This window comes from Pseudomonas kilonensis, assembly GCF_001269885.1.
In the GTDB taxonomy this organism is placed as follows: Bacteria; Pseudomonadota; Gammaproteobacteria; order Pseudomonadales; family Pseudomonadaceae; genus Aquipseudomonas; species Aquipseudomonas kilonensis.
Genome location: NZ_LHVH01000014.1, coordinates 1 through 14,564 on the forward strand (window position 1 = coordinate 1; position 14,564 = coordinate 14,564).

A 14,564-nucleotide genomic window follows, 5' to 3' on the forward strand; every position below is an offset into this window, starting at 1 on the left:
TTATGCCCCATCCCAGCTCCCACACTGGATCTGCGGCAGACTCCGATTTCCCGGCTACCCAAACCTCATCTGTGGGAGCAAAGCTTGCTCGCGATGACGGCGGCACATCCAGCATTGATGCAAGCTGACCCACTGCTATCGCGAGCAAGCTTTGCTCCCACAGGCTTTGCTCTTGAAAACTTGCAGATAATTGGAGGTATGTCGAAATCCGGGCATAAAAAAAGCACCCCGAAAGGTGCTTTTTCTGTAGCCGAGCTGCTTAGCGCTTCAGCGAAGCCGGCAGGTGTGGCTGGATGGCGGTGAGCACAGCCTTGAAGCATTTGGTGTTGCCGGCAACGATGTGGCCTTTTTCAAGGAAGTCGTGGCCGCCGGTGAAGTCGCTCACCAAACCGCCGGCTTCCTGGATCAGCAGGGCGCCAGCAGCCATGTCCCATTCGGACAGGCCCGATTCCCAGAACGCATCGAAACGGCCAGCGGCCACATAAGCCAGGTCCAGGCTCGCAGCGCCGGCGCGGCGGATGCCGGCGGTCTGGCCGACCAGGGCGCGGAACATGCCCAGGTAGTTGTCCAGGTTGTCCATCTGGTCATCGCGGAACGGGAAGCCGGTGCCCAGCAGGGCGCCGTCCAGGCTGGTGCGGCCGCTGACGCGCAGGCGACGACCGTTGAGTTGGGCGCCACGGCCACGGCTGGCGGTGAATTCTTCCTGGCGAACCGGGTCCAGCACAACGGCGTGTTCCAGGCGGCCACGGTATTTGCAGGCGATGCTGACAGCGAAGTGAGGAATGCCGCGCAGGAAGTTGGTGGTGCCGTCCAGCGGATCGATGATCCACAGGTACTCTTCACCTTCGATGCCAGTACCAGCGTGCATGCCGGTCTCTTCACCGAGGATCGAGTGGTTGGGGTAAGCCTTGCGCAGGGCGTCGACGATCTTTTGCTCGGCGGCGCGATCAACCTCGGACACGTAGTCCTTGGCGTCTTTTTCATCGACCTTGATGGTATCCAGGCGCTCGATGGAGCGGAAGATCAGTTCACTGGCGCTGCGGGCGGCGCGCAGCGCGATATTCAGCATGGGCTGCATGGATGTGTCACCTAAGGTTGTTAAAGAAAGCCGCGCATTCTATCAGAAAGTTTTCTCAGGAGAAGGTTGGTGTTCGCTTTCATAGCTTAACGGTAGGTGCTTATGTAAGATTTGCTCCCTTTATCGTGTTCGAGAGCGCCTCCCTTGTTGCAGAACATTCGTGTCGTCCTGGTCAATACCAGCCATCCGGGTAACATCGGCGGAGCTGCGCGGGCCATGAAGAACATGGGCCTGTCGCGCCTGGTGCTGGTCGAGCCGCGCTTGTTTCCCCATCACGAAGCCGACGCCCGGGCCTCCGGCGCCGGTGACATCCTGGCCAACGCGCAGGTCGTCGCCACCCTGGAAGACGCCCTGGTGGGGTGCAACCTGGTGCTCGGCACCAGCGCCCGCGACCGGCGCATCCCCTGGCCGCTGCTCGACCCCCGCGAATGCGGCACCAAAGTGGTCGAGGAAGCCGCGCAAGGCTTCGAGATCGCCCTGGTGTTCGGCCGTGAAGACTCCGGCCTGACCAACGACGAGCTGCAGCGATGTCACTTTCACGTGCATATCCCTTCCGACCCCGAGTTCAGTTCCTTGAACCTGGGGGCGGCGGTGCAGGTGTTGAGCTATGAAGTGCGCATGGCTTGGCTGGCAGCCGAAGGCAAGCCCAGCAAAGTCGAAAAAACCGAGGTCACGTCGCCGCGCAGTGAGACACTGGCGACCATGGATGAACTGGAACGGTTCTTTGAACACCTGGAACAGACCCTGGTGGACATCGAGTTCCTCGACCCGGAAAAGCCGCGACACTTGATGGCGCGCCTGCGTCGGTTGTACGGACGAAGCTCGGTCAGCCGGGCGGAGATGAATATATTGCGCGGCATCCTCACGGAAACCCAGAAAGCGGCCCGTGGCGAGCTGATTAAGCGGAAGAAATAAAATGTTCGAACGTTTGCGTGAAGATATCCAAAGTGTTTTCCATCGTGACCCGGCGGCGCGCAATGCCTTTGAAGTGCTGACCTGCTACCCGGGGATGCACGCCATCTGGATCCATCGCCTGTCCGGCGCCTTGTGGAACATGGGCTGGAAGTGGCTGGCGCGGGTTGTCTCGAACTTCGGGCGCTGGTTGACCGGGATCGAGATCCACCCGGGCGCCAAGGTCGGTCGCCGCTTCTTCATCGACCACGGCATGGGCATCGTCATCGGCGAAACCGCCGAGATCGGCGATGACGTGACCCTGTACCAGGGCGTGACCCTCGGCGGCACCAGCTGGAACAAAGGCAAGCGCCACCCAACCCTGGAAGACGGCGTGGTGGTGGGTGCCGGCGCCAAGGTGCTCGGGCCGTTCACGGTAGGGGCGGGGGCGAAAGTCGGCTCTAACGCCGTGGTGACCAAGGCCGTGCCGCCGGGCGCGACCGTGGTGGGTATTCCGGGGCGGATCATCATCAAGTCCGATGACGAGCAGGATGCCCGGCGCAAGGCCATGGCCGAGAAAATCGGCTTCGACGCCTACGGTGTCGGCGAAGACATGCCCGACCCGGTCGCCCGCGCCATCAACCAGTTGCTCGATCACCTGCAGGCCGTCGATGGGCGCCTGGAGGGGATGTGCGGCGCCCTGAAGGACCTGGGCAGTAATTACTGTGCCAAGGAGCTGCCTGAGCTGCGCGAGGAAGATTTTGCGTGTGTGAAGGACAAGGATGAGACTCAGGCCAGCTAAACCGAGGTGCCTGCATCGCGGGCAAGCCTTGCTCCCACAGATGTTCCTGCTCCCTCAGGTGTCCTTGCTCCCACAGGTGTTCTGGTTTTACAGGACCATCTGTGGGAGCGGGGGGGGGGCTGTGGGAGCAAAGCTTGCTCGCGATAAACGATAACGCGGTATAGCTGGTCGCCGCCGGCCAGCCTTTGCTATCATGCGCGCGCTCTTTCGCGGGTAAACCTGAGTAAAGCACTAGGTCTTATACTTGACTTAAATACTCGGGAATTGCATACTCGCCCCCATTCCGAACTCCGTGGTAATTGTCCATGCGACTGACTACAAAAGGCCGATACGCCGTGACCGCAATGCTGGATCTGGCATTGCATGCGCAGCACGGGCCGGTGTCCCTGGCCGATATCTCCGAGCGCCAGGGCATTTCCCTGTCCTACCTTGAACAGCTGTTCGCCAAGCTGCGCCGCAGTAACCTGGTTTCCAGCGTTCGCGGCCCCGGCGGCGGCTACCAGCTGTCGCGCGACATGCAGGGCATCCAGGTTGCCCAGGTGATCGATGCGGTGAACGAATCGGTCGATGCGACCAAGTGCCAGGGCCTTGGCGACTGCCATGGCGGCGATACTTGCCTGACCCACCACTTGTGGTGCGACCTCAGCCTGCAGATTCACGAATTTCTAAGCGGTATCAGCTTGGCTGACCTTGTAACTCGTCGTGAGGTGCAAGAAGTAGCCCAGCGTCAGGACCAGCGCCGTTGCAATAGCAAGACGCTGCACCTGGACAAGATTGAAGCGTCCGCCGTCGAATGACTGCCGCAGAGCACGCGGAACGCCAGCCAGCCTGATTTAGGAGAAAGTCCATGAAATTGCCGATTTACCTTGATTACTCTGCGACCACCCCGGTTGATCCGCGTGTTGCGCAAAAAATGAGTGAATGCCTGCTGGTCGACGGAAACTTCGGTAACCCGGCGTCCCGTTCCCACGTGTTCGGCTGGAAGGCCGAAGAGTCGGTCGAAAACGCCCGTCGCCAGGTCGCCGACCTGGTCAACGCCGACCCGCGTGAAATCGTCTGGACCTCCGGTGCCACCGAGTCCGACAACCTGGCAATCAAGGGTGTCGCGCATTTCTATCACACCAAGGGCAAGCACCTGATCACCTCCAAGATCGAGCACAAGGCTGTCCTGGACACCATGCGCCAACTGGAGCGTGAAGGCTTCGAAGTCACCTACATCGAGCCCGGTGAAGACGGCATCATCACTCCAGCCATGGTCGAAGCCGCCCTGCGCGACGACACCATCCTGGTTTCGATCATGCACGTGAACAACGAAATCGGCACCGTCAACGACATCGCTGCCATCGGCGAGCTGACCCGCTCCAAGGGCGTCCTGTTCCACGTCGACGGCGCGCAGTCCACCGGCAAGGTCGACATCGACCTGTCCAAGCTGAAAGTCGACCTGATGTCGTTCTCGGCCCACAAGACCTACGGTCCTAAAGGCATCGGCGCCCTGTACGTCAGCCGCAAGCCGCGTGTTCGCATCGAAGCGACCATGCACGGCGGCGGTCACGAGCGTGGCATGCGTTCCGGCACCCTGGCGACCCACCAGATCGTCGGCATGGGCGAAGCCTTCCGCGTCGCCAAGGAAGACATGGCTGCCGAGAACGTGCGCATCCAGGCCCTGAGCGACCGCTTCTTCAAGCAGGTCGAGCACCTGGAAGAACTCTACGTCAACGGCAGCCTGACCGCCCGCGTACCGCACAACCTGAACCTGAGCTTCAACTATGTTGAAGGCGAGTCGCTGATCATGGCGCTCAAGGATCTGGCCGTGTCGTCCGGTTCGGCGTGCACCTCGGCATCGCTTGAGCCTTCGTACGTACTGCGCGCCCTGGGCCGCAACGACGAACTGGCCCACAGCTCCATTCGCTTCACCTTCGGTCGCTTCACCACCGAAGAAGAAATCGATTACGCCGCGCAGAAAGTCTGCGAGGCCGTTACCAAGCTGCGCGCTCTGTCGCCGCTGTGGGACATGTACAAAGACGGCGTCGACATTTCGAAAATCGAGTGGGCGGCGCACTGAAGAAGTCGCCACCAGAGCGACTCACTGATGAGGATTGAAGCAAATGGCATATAGCGAAAAGGTCATCGACCACTACGAGAACCCGCGCAACGTCGGCAAGATGGACGCGCAGGATCCTGATGTCGGCACCGGCATGGTCGGCGCTCCGGCGTGCGGCGACGTCATGCGCCTGCAGATCAAGGTCAACGAGCAAGGCATCATCGAAGATGCCAAGTTCAAGACCTATGGCTGCGGTTCCGCCATCGCGTCCAGCTCCCTGGCCACCGAGTGGATGAAGGGCAAGACCCTTGATGAAGCCGAAACCATCAAGAACACCCAGCTGGCCGAAGAACTGGCCTTGCCGCCAGTGAAGATCCACTGCTCGGTACTCGCCGAAGACGCCATCAAGGCCGCCGTTCGCGATTACAAGCAGAAGAAAGGCTTGATCTGATCCGCGCATTGGTAAGGAGTTTTCATGGCTATCCAGATGACAGAAGCGGCAGCTAACCATATCCAGCGCTCACTTGCGGGGCGCGGCAAGGGCGAGGGTATCCGCCTGGGTGTTCGCACCACGGGCTGTTCTGGCCTCGCCTATGTACTGGAATTCGTCGACGAAGTGGGCGAAGACGATCAGGTATTCGAGAGTCATGGTCAGAAAGTGATCATCGACCCGAAAAGCCTGACGTACCTGGACGGCACCGAGCTGGATTTCGTCAAGGAAGGGTTGAACGAAGGCTTCAAGTTCAACAACCCCAACGTGCGCGGTGAATGTGGCTGCGGCGAAAGCTTCAACATCTGAGGCAGCTTGTGGGTACTCCTTGTCATTTTGCGTTGTTCCAGATGCAGCCTGCGTTCCAGCTGGATCTCGATCAGTTGTCCGCGCGTTACCTTGAATTGGCCCGTGGCGTCCATCCCGACCGCTTTGCCGATGCTTCCGAGGCGGAGCAGCGGCGGGCGCTCGAGCAGTCGGCGAACCTCAATGAGGCCTACCAGACGCTCAAGCTCCCGGCCAAGCGCGCGCGGTACCTGCTCGCCATCAGCGGCCATGAGTTGCCGCTGGAGGTCACGGTCCATGATCCCGAGTTTCTTTTGCAGCAGATGCAGTGGCGCGAAGAGCTCGAGGACCTGCAGGACAGCGCCGACCTGGCCGGTGTCGCGGTATTCAAGCGGCGCTTGAAAGACGCCCAGCAAACACTGAACGACAGCTTCGCAGCCTGCTGGAACGATGCCGCGCAACGCGAACAGGCCGAACGCCTGATGCGGCGCATGCAGTTTCTCGACAAGCTCACCTATGAAGTGCGCCAGCTCGAAGAGCGCCTCGACGATTAACCCAGTGCCGCTCCGGTCGCACGCCTGATTACAGATAAGTCCTGATTACGATGGCCCTACTGCAGATCGCCGAACCCGGCCAAAGTCCACAACCGCACCAGCGTCGCCTGGCTGTCGGGATCGACTTGGGTACCACCAATTCCCTGGTCGCTGCCTTGCGCAGCGGTCTTTCCGAACCGCTGGCCGACGAGCAGGGGCGGGTGATCCTGCCATCCGCCGTGCGCTATCACGCCGATCGCGTCGAAGTGGGCGAGTCGGCCAAGCTGGCCGCGGCCACCGACCCTTTCAACACTATTGTTTCGGTCAAGCGCTTGATGGGTCGTGGTCTGTCCGACGTCAAGCAATTGGGCGACCAACTGCCGTACCGCTTCGTCGGTGGCGAATCCCACATGCCGTTCATCGAAACCGTACAGGGCCCGAAAAGCCCGGTCGAGGTTTCCGCCGACATCCTCAAGGTCCTGCGCCAGCGCGCCGAAGCGGCATTGGGCGGTGAATTGGTGGGTGCGGTCATCACCGTGCCGGCCTATTTCGACGACGCCCAGCGCCAAGCCACCAAGGACGCGGCCAAGCTCGCCGGCCTGAACGTGCTGCGCCTGCTCAACGAGCCGACGGCCGCTGCGGTGGCGTACGGCCTGGACCAGCATGCCGAAGGCCTGGTCGCGATCTACGATCTGGGCGGCGGTACGTTCGATATTTCGATCCTGCGCCTGACCGGCGGTGTCTTCGAAGTCCTGGCTACCGGTGGCGACAGCGCCCTGGGCGGCGATGACTTCGACCATGCCATTGCTGGCTGGATCATCGAGCAAGCCGGTTTGTCCGCCGACCTCGATCCAGGTGCGCAACGCCATTTGCTGCAAACCGCCTGCGCCGCCAAGGAAGCCTTGACCGACGCCGCCACGGTTGAAGTCGCTTATGGCGACTGGAAAGCCGCGCTGACCCGCGAAGCCTTCGATGCCCTGATCGAGCCCATGGTCGCCCGCAGCCTCAAGGCCTGCCGCCGTGCCGTGCGCGATTCCGGCGTAGAGCTGGAAGACGTCAAGGCCGTGGTCATGGTCGGTGGTTCGACCCGTGTGCCTCGGGTTCGCGAAGCCGTTGCCGAGGCCTTTGGCCGTCAGCCGCTGACTGAAATCGACCCGGACCAGGTGGTTGCCATCGGCGCCGCGATCCAGGCCGATACCCTGGCTGGCAACAAGCGCGATGGCGGCGAACTGCTGCTGCTTGACGTGATTCCGTTGTCCCTGGGCCTGGAAACCATGGGCGGCCTGATGGAGAAGGTGATTCCGCGCAACACCACCATCCCCGTTGCTCGCGCCCAGGACTTCACCACCTATAAAGACGGCCAGTCGGCCATGATGGTCCACGTGCTGCAAGGCGAGCGTGAGCTGATCAGCGACTGCCGCTCCCTGGCTCGTTTCGAATTGCGCGGCATCCCGCCGATGGTGGCGGGTGCGGCGAAGATCCGCGTGACCTTCCAGGTCGACGCCGACGGCTTGCTCAACGTCTCTGCCCGCGAACTGGGTTCGGGCGTGGAGGCGAGCATCCAGGTCAAGCCGTCCTATGGCCTGACCGACGGCGAAATCGCCAAGATGCTCAAGGATTCGTTCCAGCATGCCAGCGACGACAAGGTGGCGCGTGTGCTGCGCGAGCAACAGGTCGACGCCCAGCGCCTGATCGAGGCCGTGCAAGGTGCCCTTGAGGCTGACGGCGAGCGCTTGCTGGATGCCGAAGAGCGCATGGTCATCGAGCTGCAGATGCAGGAATTGTCCGAATTGATCAAAGGCACCGATGGTTATGCCATCGAGCAGCAGACCAAGCGTCTGTCGCACGTCACCGATGCCTTTGCTGCCCGCCGCCTGGACTCGACGGTGAAAGCCGCCCTGGCGGGGCGCAACCTGAATGAAATCGAGGAATAACTGATGCCGCAGGTGATTTTTCTGCCTCACGAGAAGTTCTGTCCGGAGGGCATGGTCGTGGAGGCTGAGCCGGGAATCTCCATTCTCGAGCTGGCCCATGAGCACCATATCGAGATGGAAAGTGCCTGTGGCGGCGTCTGCGCCTGCACGACGTGCCATTGCATCATTCGTGAGGGCTTCGATTCGCTGGAAGAAGCGGACGATCTGGAGGAAGATTTCCTTGATCGGGCCTGGGGCCTGGAAGCGCAATCGCGCCTGGGTTGCCAAGCCATCGTCGGCACCGAAGACCTGACCGTCGAAATCCCGAAATATTCGCTTAACCATGCGGCCGAAGCGCCGCACTGATGGTGACACTGTCATGAGCTATGGTTGGAATGATGTACAACGCATCGCAGAAGAACTGGCCGAAGCCAAGCCGGACGTGGATCCGTTGACTGTTAATTTTGTCGATCTGCAGCACTGGATCATGGAGCTTCCCGATTTCGACAGCACCTCTGGCCGTTGTGGCGAGAAGGTCTTGGAAGCGGTTCAGGCGCTCTGGATCGAAGAAATCGACTGATCGACCTGGCAGGTTAGGCAATACCCCTGAACCCGCGTATAATTCGCGGGTTTAATTTTTCGCAAATTACCGTTTCTGGAGTTACACCATGGCTGTTCAACGTACTTTCTCCATCATCAAGCCTGACGCCGTTGCTAAAAACGTGATCGGCAAGATCGTTACCCGCTTCGAAGACGCTGGCCTGCGCGTTGTAGCTTCGAAAATGAAGCAACTGTCCAAGGCCGAAGCCGAAGGCTTCTACGCTGAGCACAGCGAGCGCGGTTTCTTCGGTGAGCTGGTTGCCTTCATGACTTCCGGTCCGGTTGTCGTTCAGGTGCTGGAAGGCGAAAACGCTATCGCTCGCAACCGTGAGCTGATGGGCGCTACCAACCCTAAAGAAGCTGCTGCTGGCACCATCCGTGCTGACTTCGCCGAGTCCATCGACGCCAACGCCGTTCACGGTTCGGACTCCGAAGCCGCTGCTGCTCGCGAAATCGCTTACTTTTTCGCCGCTACTGAAGTAACCGCTCGCTAAGCATTGGCTTAAGAGTGAAGGTGAATCCATGACTACATCGACTGTTAAAACCAACCTGCTGGGGCTGACCCAACAGGAAATGGAAAAATTCTTCGACTCGATCGGGGAGAAGCGTTTCCGTGCCGGCCAGGTGATGAAATGGATTCACCACTTTGGCGTCGACGACTTCGACGCCATGACGAATGTCAGCAAGGCCTTGCGCGAAAAGCTCAAGACCGTTGCTGAAATTCGCGGTCCGGAAGTGGTCAGCGAGGACATCTCCAGCGACGGCACCCGCAAGTGGGTGGTGCGCGTGGCGTCCGGCAGCTGCGTCGAGACCGTTTACATTCCCCAGGGAAAACGCGGCACCTTGTGCGTTTCGTCCCAGGCAGGCTGTGCCCTGGATTGCAGTTTCTGCTCCACCGGCAAGCAAGGCTTCAATAGCAACCTCACCGCCGCCGAAGTGATCGGCCAGGTGTGGATTGCCAACAAATCCTTTGGCAGCGTCCCGGCGACCGTCGACCGTGCCATCACCAACGTGGTGATGATGGGCATGGGTGAGCCGCTGCTGAACTTCGACAACGTCATCGCGGCCATGCATCTGATGATGGATGACCTGGGCTATGGCATCTCCAAGCGCCGGGTGACCCTGTCCACCTCGGGCGTGGTGCCGATGATCGATGAGCTGGCCAAGCACATCGACGTCTCCCTGGCGTTGTCGCTGCACGCACCCAATGACGCATTGCGTAACCAATTGGTGCCGATCAACAAGAAGTATCCGCTTAAGATGCTGCTCGAGTCGTGCCAGCGCTACATGTCGTCCCTGGGCGAAAAGCGCGTGCTGACCATCGAGTACACGCTGCTCAAGGATGTGAACGACAAGGTCGAACACGCGGTCGAGATGATCGAGCTGCTCAAGAACATCCCGTGCAAGATCAACCTGATCCCGTTCAACCCGTTCCCGCATTCCGGTTATGAGCGTCCGAGCAACAACGCGATTCGTCGCTTCCAGGATCAGCTTCACCACGCTGGCTTCAACGTCACCGTGCGCACCACTCGCGGCGAAGACATCGACGCCGCCTGTGGCCAATTGGTAGGACAGGTGCTGGATCGCACCCGTCGCAGCGAGCGTTACATTGCCGTGCGTGAGTTGAACGCCGCGGACGATGTGGTGCAAAACGCTGCGAACAGTCACTAAGAGAGGAACTCTATGTCCCTGCGCTTCGCGCTCGTTTTGCTGTTGGCCGGCCTTTGTTCCGGTTGTGTCCTGTCGGGTGACTACAACCCGATGAGGACCAGCAAAGGGCGCGACGAGGCGCGTGTGGCCTACGTGCAACTGGGCATTGGCTACCTGCAGCAGGGCATGACCGAACGGGCCAAGGTGCCGCTCAAGAAAGCCCTGGAGCTGGACGATTCCGACCCGGATGCCAACGCGGCCCTGGCCCTGGTGTTCCAGGCCGAGATGGAACCGGAGCTGGCCGACCAGCATTTTCGCAAGGCGCTGTCTGCCCGCCCGCAAGACGCACGGATCCTGAACAACTACGGCAGCTTTCTTTTCGAGCAGAAACGCTTCAAAGAAGCCTACGAGCGCTTCGAGCAGGCCGCCGCCGACACCCTTTACCCTGAGCGTTCGCGGGTTTTCGAAAACCTCGGCATGACGGCCGCGCAGCTGGGCCAGCGTGACCTGGCCCGCCAGCAGCTGGAAAAGGCGCTGCGGCTCAACCGCCAGCAACCGCGGGCGCTGCTCGAAATGGCTGAGTTGTCTTACGAAGACAGGCATTATGTGCCCGCGCGTGACTACTACGAGCGTTTTAGCCTGCTGAGTGAGCAAAATGCACGTAGTCTATTGCTCGGCGTTCGGCTGGCACATGTGTTTGAAGATCGCGACAAGGCTGCAAGTTACGGCCTGCAACTCAAAAGACTCTATCCCGGTACGCCGGAATATCAGCAATACCTGTCGGAGCAATGATGAAAGCGGCGCATCCCGAAGTTGTAGCAGCGACTCGCGTAAATCCTGGTGAGACCCTGCGTCAAGCCCGCGAAAGCAATGGTTGGTCGCTGGCCGAAGTAGCCCTCAAGCTCAATCTCACCGTGGCTTCCCTGGGCAATCTGGAAGCGGGCGCGTTCGACAAGCTGCCTGGGCACACCTTCGCCCGGGGCTACATCCGCGCCTATGCCAAGTTGCTCGGCAAGGACCAGACCGTGCTGGTCCAGCAATTCGATCAATACACCGGTTCCGATGCCCAGGGCAGCAGCGTGCACAGCCTGGGTCGCATCGAGGAGCCGGTTCGCGTTTCCCACACCATTTTGCGAATCGTCAGCCTGTTGCTGCTGATCGCGGTGATTGGCGGCGGTTTTGTCTGGTGGCAGGACCAGGCGTCCTTGCGCAGCAAGGAGCCGGTCGCCATGAACCCTGAGCACGTTGAGGTCGAGGGCGCCGACGGCACCACCCAGATCCATCCGCTGGACGAGCCGGAAGACCAGGCTGTCGTCGAAGGCCAGGCCGAAGGCGAAACCGCCCTGGCGTTGCCACAGGGCCAGGACGCCGCTGATGCCCAGGCGGGTGCCGAGCCGGCTGTTCCAGCCCCGGCACCCGCTGCACCGACAGCGCCGGCTACCCCGATCACCGGCAGCGCACCGATTGCCCCGGCACCTGCCGCGCCGAGCACACCCGCGCCGACCGTGGCTGCGCCTGCGACCCACGCCGTTCCAGCCGCTCCAGTCGCCCCGGCAGCTCCGGCGGCTCCGACCCCGGCTCCGGTCGCGGGTGAAGGCCAGGTACAGATTCAGTTTGTCGCCGACTGCTGGACGCAAGTCACCGACGGCAACGGCAAGGTGCTGTTCAGTGGCCTCAAGCGCAAGGGCGACAGCACCGCCATCAACGGCAAGCCGCCATTTGCCGTGCGCCTGGGTTATGCCCGTGGCGCGCAGGTCAGCTACAACGGCCAGCCGGTCGACATCGCTCCGTTCACCAGTGGCGAGACCGCTCGCCTGAAGTTGGGTCAATAAGTCATGCACGGCGAATCTCCAATCAAGCGTCGCGAATCCCGAAAGATCTGGGTCGGCAACGTGCCCGTGGGCGGTGATGCGCCTATCGCTGTGCAGAGCATGACCAACAGCGACACCAATGACGTGGCCGCCACGGTCGCGCAGATCAACCGCCTGGAAGCCGCCGGTGTCGACATCGTGCGCGTATCGGTGCCGGACATGGACGCCGCCGAGGCGTTCGGCAAGATCAAGCAACTGGTCAAGGTCCCCTTGGTGGCCGACATCCACTTCGACTACCGCATTGCCTTGCGCGTGGCCGAGTTAGGCGTCGATTGCCTGCGCATCAACCCGGGCAACATCGGTCGCGAAGACCGTGTCCGCGCGGTGGTGGATGCCGCCCGCGACCGGGGCATCCCGATCCGCATCGGCGTGAACGCCGGTTCCCTGGAAAAAGACCTGCAAAAGAAATACGGCGAACCGACCCCGGCGGCGCTGGTGGAGTCGGCCCTGCGCCATGTCGAACACCTCGAACGCCTGAACTTCCAGGACTTCAAGGTCAGCGTGAAGGCCTCCGACGTGTTCATGGCCGTCGCAGCCTACCGCCTGCTGGCCAAGGAAATCGTCCAGCCGCTGCACCTGGGCATCACCGAAGCCGGTGGGTTGCGTTCGGGCACGGTGAAATCCGCCGTCGGCCTCGGTATGCTGCTCGCCGAAGGGATTGGCGATACCATCCGCATCTCGTTGGCGGCTGACCCGGTCGAGGAAGTGAAAGTCGGCTACGACATTCTCAAGTCCCTGCACCTGCGTTCCCGTGGCATCAACTTCATCGCCTGCCCGAGCTGCTCGCGGCAGAACTTCGATGTGGTCAAGACCATGAACGAGCTGGAAGGGCGCCTCGAAGACCTGCTGGTGCCGCTGGATGTCGCGGTGATTGGTTGCGTGGTCAACGGGCCGGGCGAAGCCAAAGAGGCCCACATCGGCCTGACTGGCGGTACACCGAACCTGATTTACATCGACGGCAAGCCGTCGCAGAAACTGACGAATGACAATCTGGTGGATGAGCTGGAACGGCTGATTCGCCAGAAAGCGGCCGAAAAGGTCGAAGCCGACGCAGCGGTTATCGCGCGCGGTTAAGTCGAAAGATTAAGGAATACACGTGAGCAAGTCCCTGCAAGCCATTCGTGGCATGAACGACATCCTGCCCGAGCAGACGCCCCTGTGGCGTTATTTCGAGGGCACTGTGGCGCGTCTGCTGGATAACTACGGCTATCGGCAGATCCGCATGCCGATCGTCGAGTTCACCGAGCTGTTCAAGCGCTCCATCGGTGAAGTGACCGACATCGTCGAAAAAGAGATGTACACCTTCGACGACCGCAACGGCGACTCCCTGACCCTGCGCCCCGAAGGCACGGCGGCCTGCGTGCGTGCGGTGCTCGAGCACGGCATCACCGGCGGCGGCCAGGTGCAGAAACTCTGGTACGTCGGGCCGATGTTCCGTCACGAGCGTCCGCAGAAAGGCCGTTATCGCCAGTTCCACCAGATTGGCCTGGAGGTGTTCAACCTCGAGGGTCCGGACATCGACGCCGAACTGATCGTCATGACCTGGCGCCTGTGGGGCGAGCTGGGGCTGCGTGACGCGGTCAAGCTTGAGCTCAACAGCCTGGGCACCAGCGAGTCCCGTGGCCGCTACCGTGAAGCGTTGGTGGAGTTTCTTTCCGCCCACCTGGACAAGCTCGACGAAGACAGCCAGCGCCGTCTGAAGACCAACCCACTGCGTGTGCTCGACACCAAGAATGCCGAGACCCAAGCGGTCCTGGTCGATGCGCCGAAAATGGCCGACTACCTCGACGACGAATCCCGTGCACACTTCGAAGGGCTGAAGGCGCGTCTCGACGCCGTGGGCATCCCTTACGTGATCAACCCCAAGTTGGTCCGTGGCCTGGACTACTACAGCAAGACCGTCTTCGAGTGGGTCACCGACAAGCTCGGCGCCCAGGGCACTGTGTGTGCCGGCGGCCGCTACGACGGGCTGGTGGAGCAGATGGGCGGCAAGCCGACTCCAGGCGTGGGCTTTGCCATGGGCATCGAGCGCCTGGTGCTGATGCTTGAAGCCTTGGACAAGGTGCCCGAAGAACTGTCCCGTCAGGTCGACGTCTACCTGTGCGCCTTTGGCGAGGCCGCCGAGCTGGCAGCCCTGTCGTTGAGCGAGCGGATCCGCGACCAGTTGCCCAACCTGCGCCTGCAGATCAACGCCGGCGCCGGCAGCTTCAAGAGCCAATTCAAGAAGGCCGACAAGAGCGGTGCGCTGTACGCACTGATCCTCGGTGACGACGAACTGGCCCAACAAGTGGTAGGTTTCAAACCCCTGCGTGGCCAGGGCGAACAACAAAGCATTGCCTGGGATGCGCTTGCTGCACACCTGGCCACCTGCGTCGTGCAGGGTTGAAGCTGTCAAACAGCCGATTTAGCG

17 protein-coding genes are annotated in these 14,564 nt (G+C 61.3%); 16 read left to right on the forward strand and 1 reads right to left on the reverse strand.

Going from position 1 to position 14,564, the window contains the following annotated elements; all coding sequences use genetic code 11:
- Window positions 1–259: 259 nt before the first annotated feature.
- Complete coding sequence (suhB, locus tag AD662_RS04800; protein WP_003185165.1) at window positions 260–1,078, reverse strand: type III secretion system regulator SuhB; 819 nt, start codon at window positions 1,076–1,078, stop codon at window positions 260–262.
- A 144-nt stretch (window positions 1,079–1,222) separates the two neighbouring features.
- Between suhB and trmJ the strand changes: the two genes are divergently transcribed.
- The 16 genes from trmJ to hisS all read left to right on the forward strand — a co-directional run bounded on the left by trmJ (window position 1,223) and on the right by hisS (window position 14,540).
- Entirely contained in the window at window positions 1,223–1,993 is a 771-nt protein-coding gene (gene trmJ, locus AD662_RS04805) for a tRNA (cytosine(32)/uridine(32)-2'-O)-methyltransferase TrmJ (protein WP_003185164.1), read from the forward strand.
- A 1-nt stretch (window position 1,994) separates the two neighbouring features.
- Window positions 1,995–2,771: a serine O-acetyltransferase gene (gene cysE, locus AD662_RS04810; RefSeq protein WP_053185807.1), complete on the forward strand. Its 777-nt coding sequence runs from the start codon at window positions 1,995–1,997 to the stop codon at window positions 2,769–2,771.
- 305 nt (window positions 2,772–3,076) lie between these two features.
- On the forward strand, window positions 3,077–3,568 hold the full coding sequence (iscR, locus tag AD662_RS04815; RefSeq protein ID WP_018611583.1) for a Fe-S cluster assembly transcriptional regulator IscR: 492 nt from the start codon (window positions 3,077–3,079) through the stop codon (window positions 3,566–3,568).
- A 50-nt stretch (window positions 3,569–3,618) separates the two neighbouring features.
- The gene (locus AD662_RS04820; RefSeq protein ID WP_018611581.1) at window positions 3,619–4,833 is read left to right on the forward strand and encodes an IscS subfamily cysteine desulfurase; all 1,215 of its coding nucleotides are present in this window, start codon (window positions 3,619–3,621) and stop codon (window positions 4,831–4,833) included.
- Between the two features lie 43 nt (window positions 4,834–4,876).
- Window positions 4,877–5,263: a Fe-S cluster assembly scaffold IscU gene (gene iscU, locus AD662_RS04825; RefSeq protein WP_003185157.1), complete on the forward strand. Its 387-nt coding sequence runs from the start codon at window positions 4,877–4,879 to the stop codon at window positions 5,261–5,263.
- 24 nt (window positions 5,264–5,287) lie between these two features.
- Window positions 5,288–5,611, forward strand: a complete 324-nt coding sequence (iscA, locus tag AD662_RS04830) for an iron-sulfur cluster assembly protein IscA (protein WP_003185155.1) — start codon at window positions 5,288–5,290, stop codon at window positions 5,609–5,611.
- An 8-nt stretch (window positions 5,612–5,619) separates the two neighbouring features.
- Window positions 5,620–6,141 (forward strand): co-chaperone HscB, encoded by a 522-nt coding sequence (gene hscB, locus AD662_RS04835; protein ID WP_024616411.1) that lies wholly within the window; start codon window positions 5,620–5,622, stop codon window positions 6,139–6,141.
- A 50-nt stretch (window positions 6,142–6,191) separates the two neighbouring features.
- Window positions 6,192–8,054, forward strand: a complete 1,863-nt coding sequence (gene hscA, locus AD662_RS04840; RefSeq protein ID WP_018611577.1) for a Fe-S protein assembly chaperone HscA — start codon at window positions 6,192–6,194, stop codon at window positions 8,052–8,054.
- A gap of 3 nt (window positions 8,055–8,057) precedes the next feature.
- The gene (gene fdx / locus AD662_RS04845; RefSeq protein WP_018611575.1) at window positions 8,058–8,399 is read left to right on the forward strand and encodes an ISC system 2Fe-2S type ferredoxin; all 342 of its coding nucleotides are present in this window, start codon (window positions 8,058–8,060) and stop codon (window positions 8,397–8,399) included.
- Between the two features lie 13 nt (window positions 8,400–8,412).
- Window positions 8,413–8,613, forward strand: a complete 201-nt coding sequence (gene iscX, locus AD662_RS04850; RefSeq protein ID WP_018611573.1) for a Fe-S cluster assembly protein IscX — start codon at window positions 8,413–8,415, stop codon at window positions 8,611–8,613.
- Window positions 8,614–8,701: 88 nt separating this feature from the next.
- Complete coding sequence (gene ndk, locus AD662_RS04855) at window positions 8,702–9,127, forward strand: nucleoside-diphosphate kinase (RefSeq protein WP_003185145.1); 426 nt, start codon at window positions 8,702–8,704, stop codon at window positions 9,125–9,127.
- Between the two features lie 28 nt (window positions 9,128–9,155).
- Window positions 9,156–10,304: a dual-specificity RNA methyltransferase RlmN gene (gene rlmN / locus AD662_RS04860; RefSeq protein ID WP_018611569.1), complete on the forward strand. Its 1,149-nt coding sequence runs from the start codon at window positions 9,156–9,158 to the stop codon at window positions 10,302–10,304.
- A 12-nt stretch (window positions 10,305–10,316) separates the two neighbouring features.
- A complete protein-coding gene (gene pilW, locus AD662_RS04865) occupies window positions 10,317–11,075 on the forward strand; it encodes a type IV pilus biogenesis/stability protein PilW (RefSeq protein WP_018611567.1) in 759 nt (252 codons plus the stop codon).
- Window positions 11,075–12,115, forward strand: coding sequence for a RodZ domain-containing protein (locus AD662_RS04870; RefSeq protein WP_053185810.1), 1,041 nt, complete (start codon window positions 11,075–11,077; stop codon window positions 12,113–12,115). The genes pilW and AD662_RS04870 overlap by 1 nt, the downstream gene beginning before the upstream one ends.
- Before the next feature lie 3 nt (window positions 12,116–12,118).
- Entirely contained in the window at window positions 12,119–13,228 is a 1,110-nt protein-coding gene (gene ispG, locus AD662_RS04875) for a flavodoxin-dependent (E)-4-hydroxy-3-methylbut-2-enyl-diphosphate synthase (RefSeq protein WP_018607678.1), read from the forward strand.
- 22 nt (window positions 13,229–13,250) lie between these two features.
- Complete coding sequence (hisS, locus tag AD662_RS04880; protein WP_014336698.1) at window positions 13,251–14,540, forward strand: histidine--tRNA ligase; 1,290 nt, start codon at window positions 13,251–13,253, stop codon at window positions 14,538–14,540.
- Window positions 14,541–14,564: the final 24 nt, after the last annotated feature.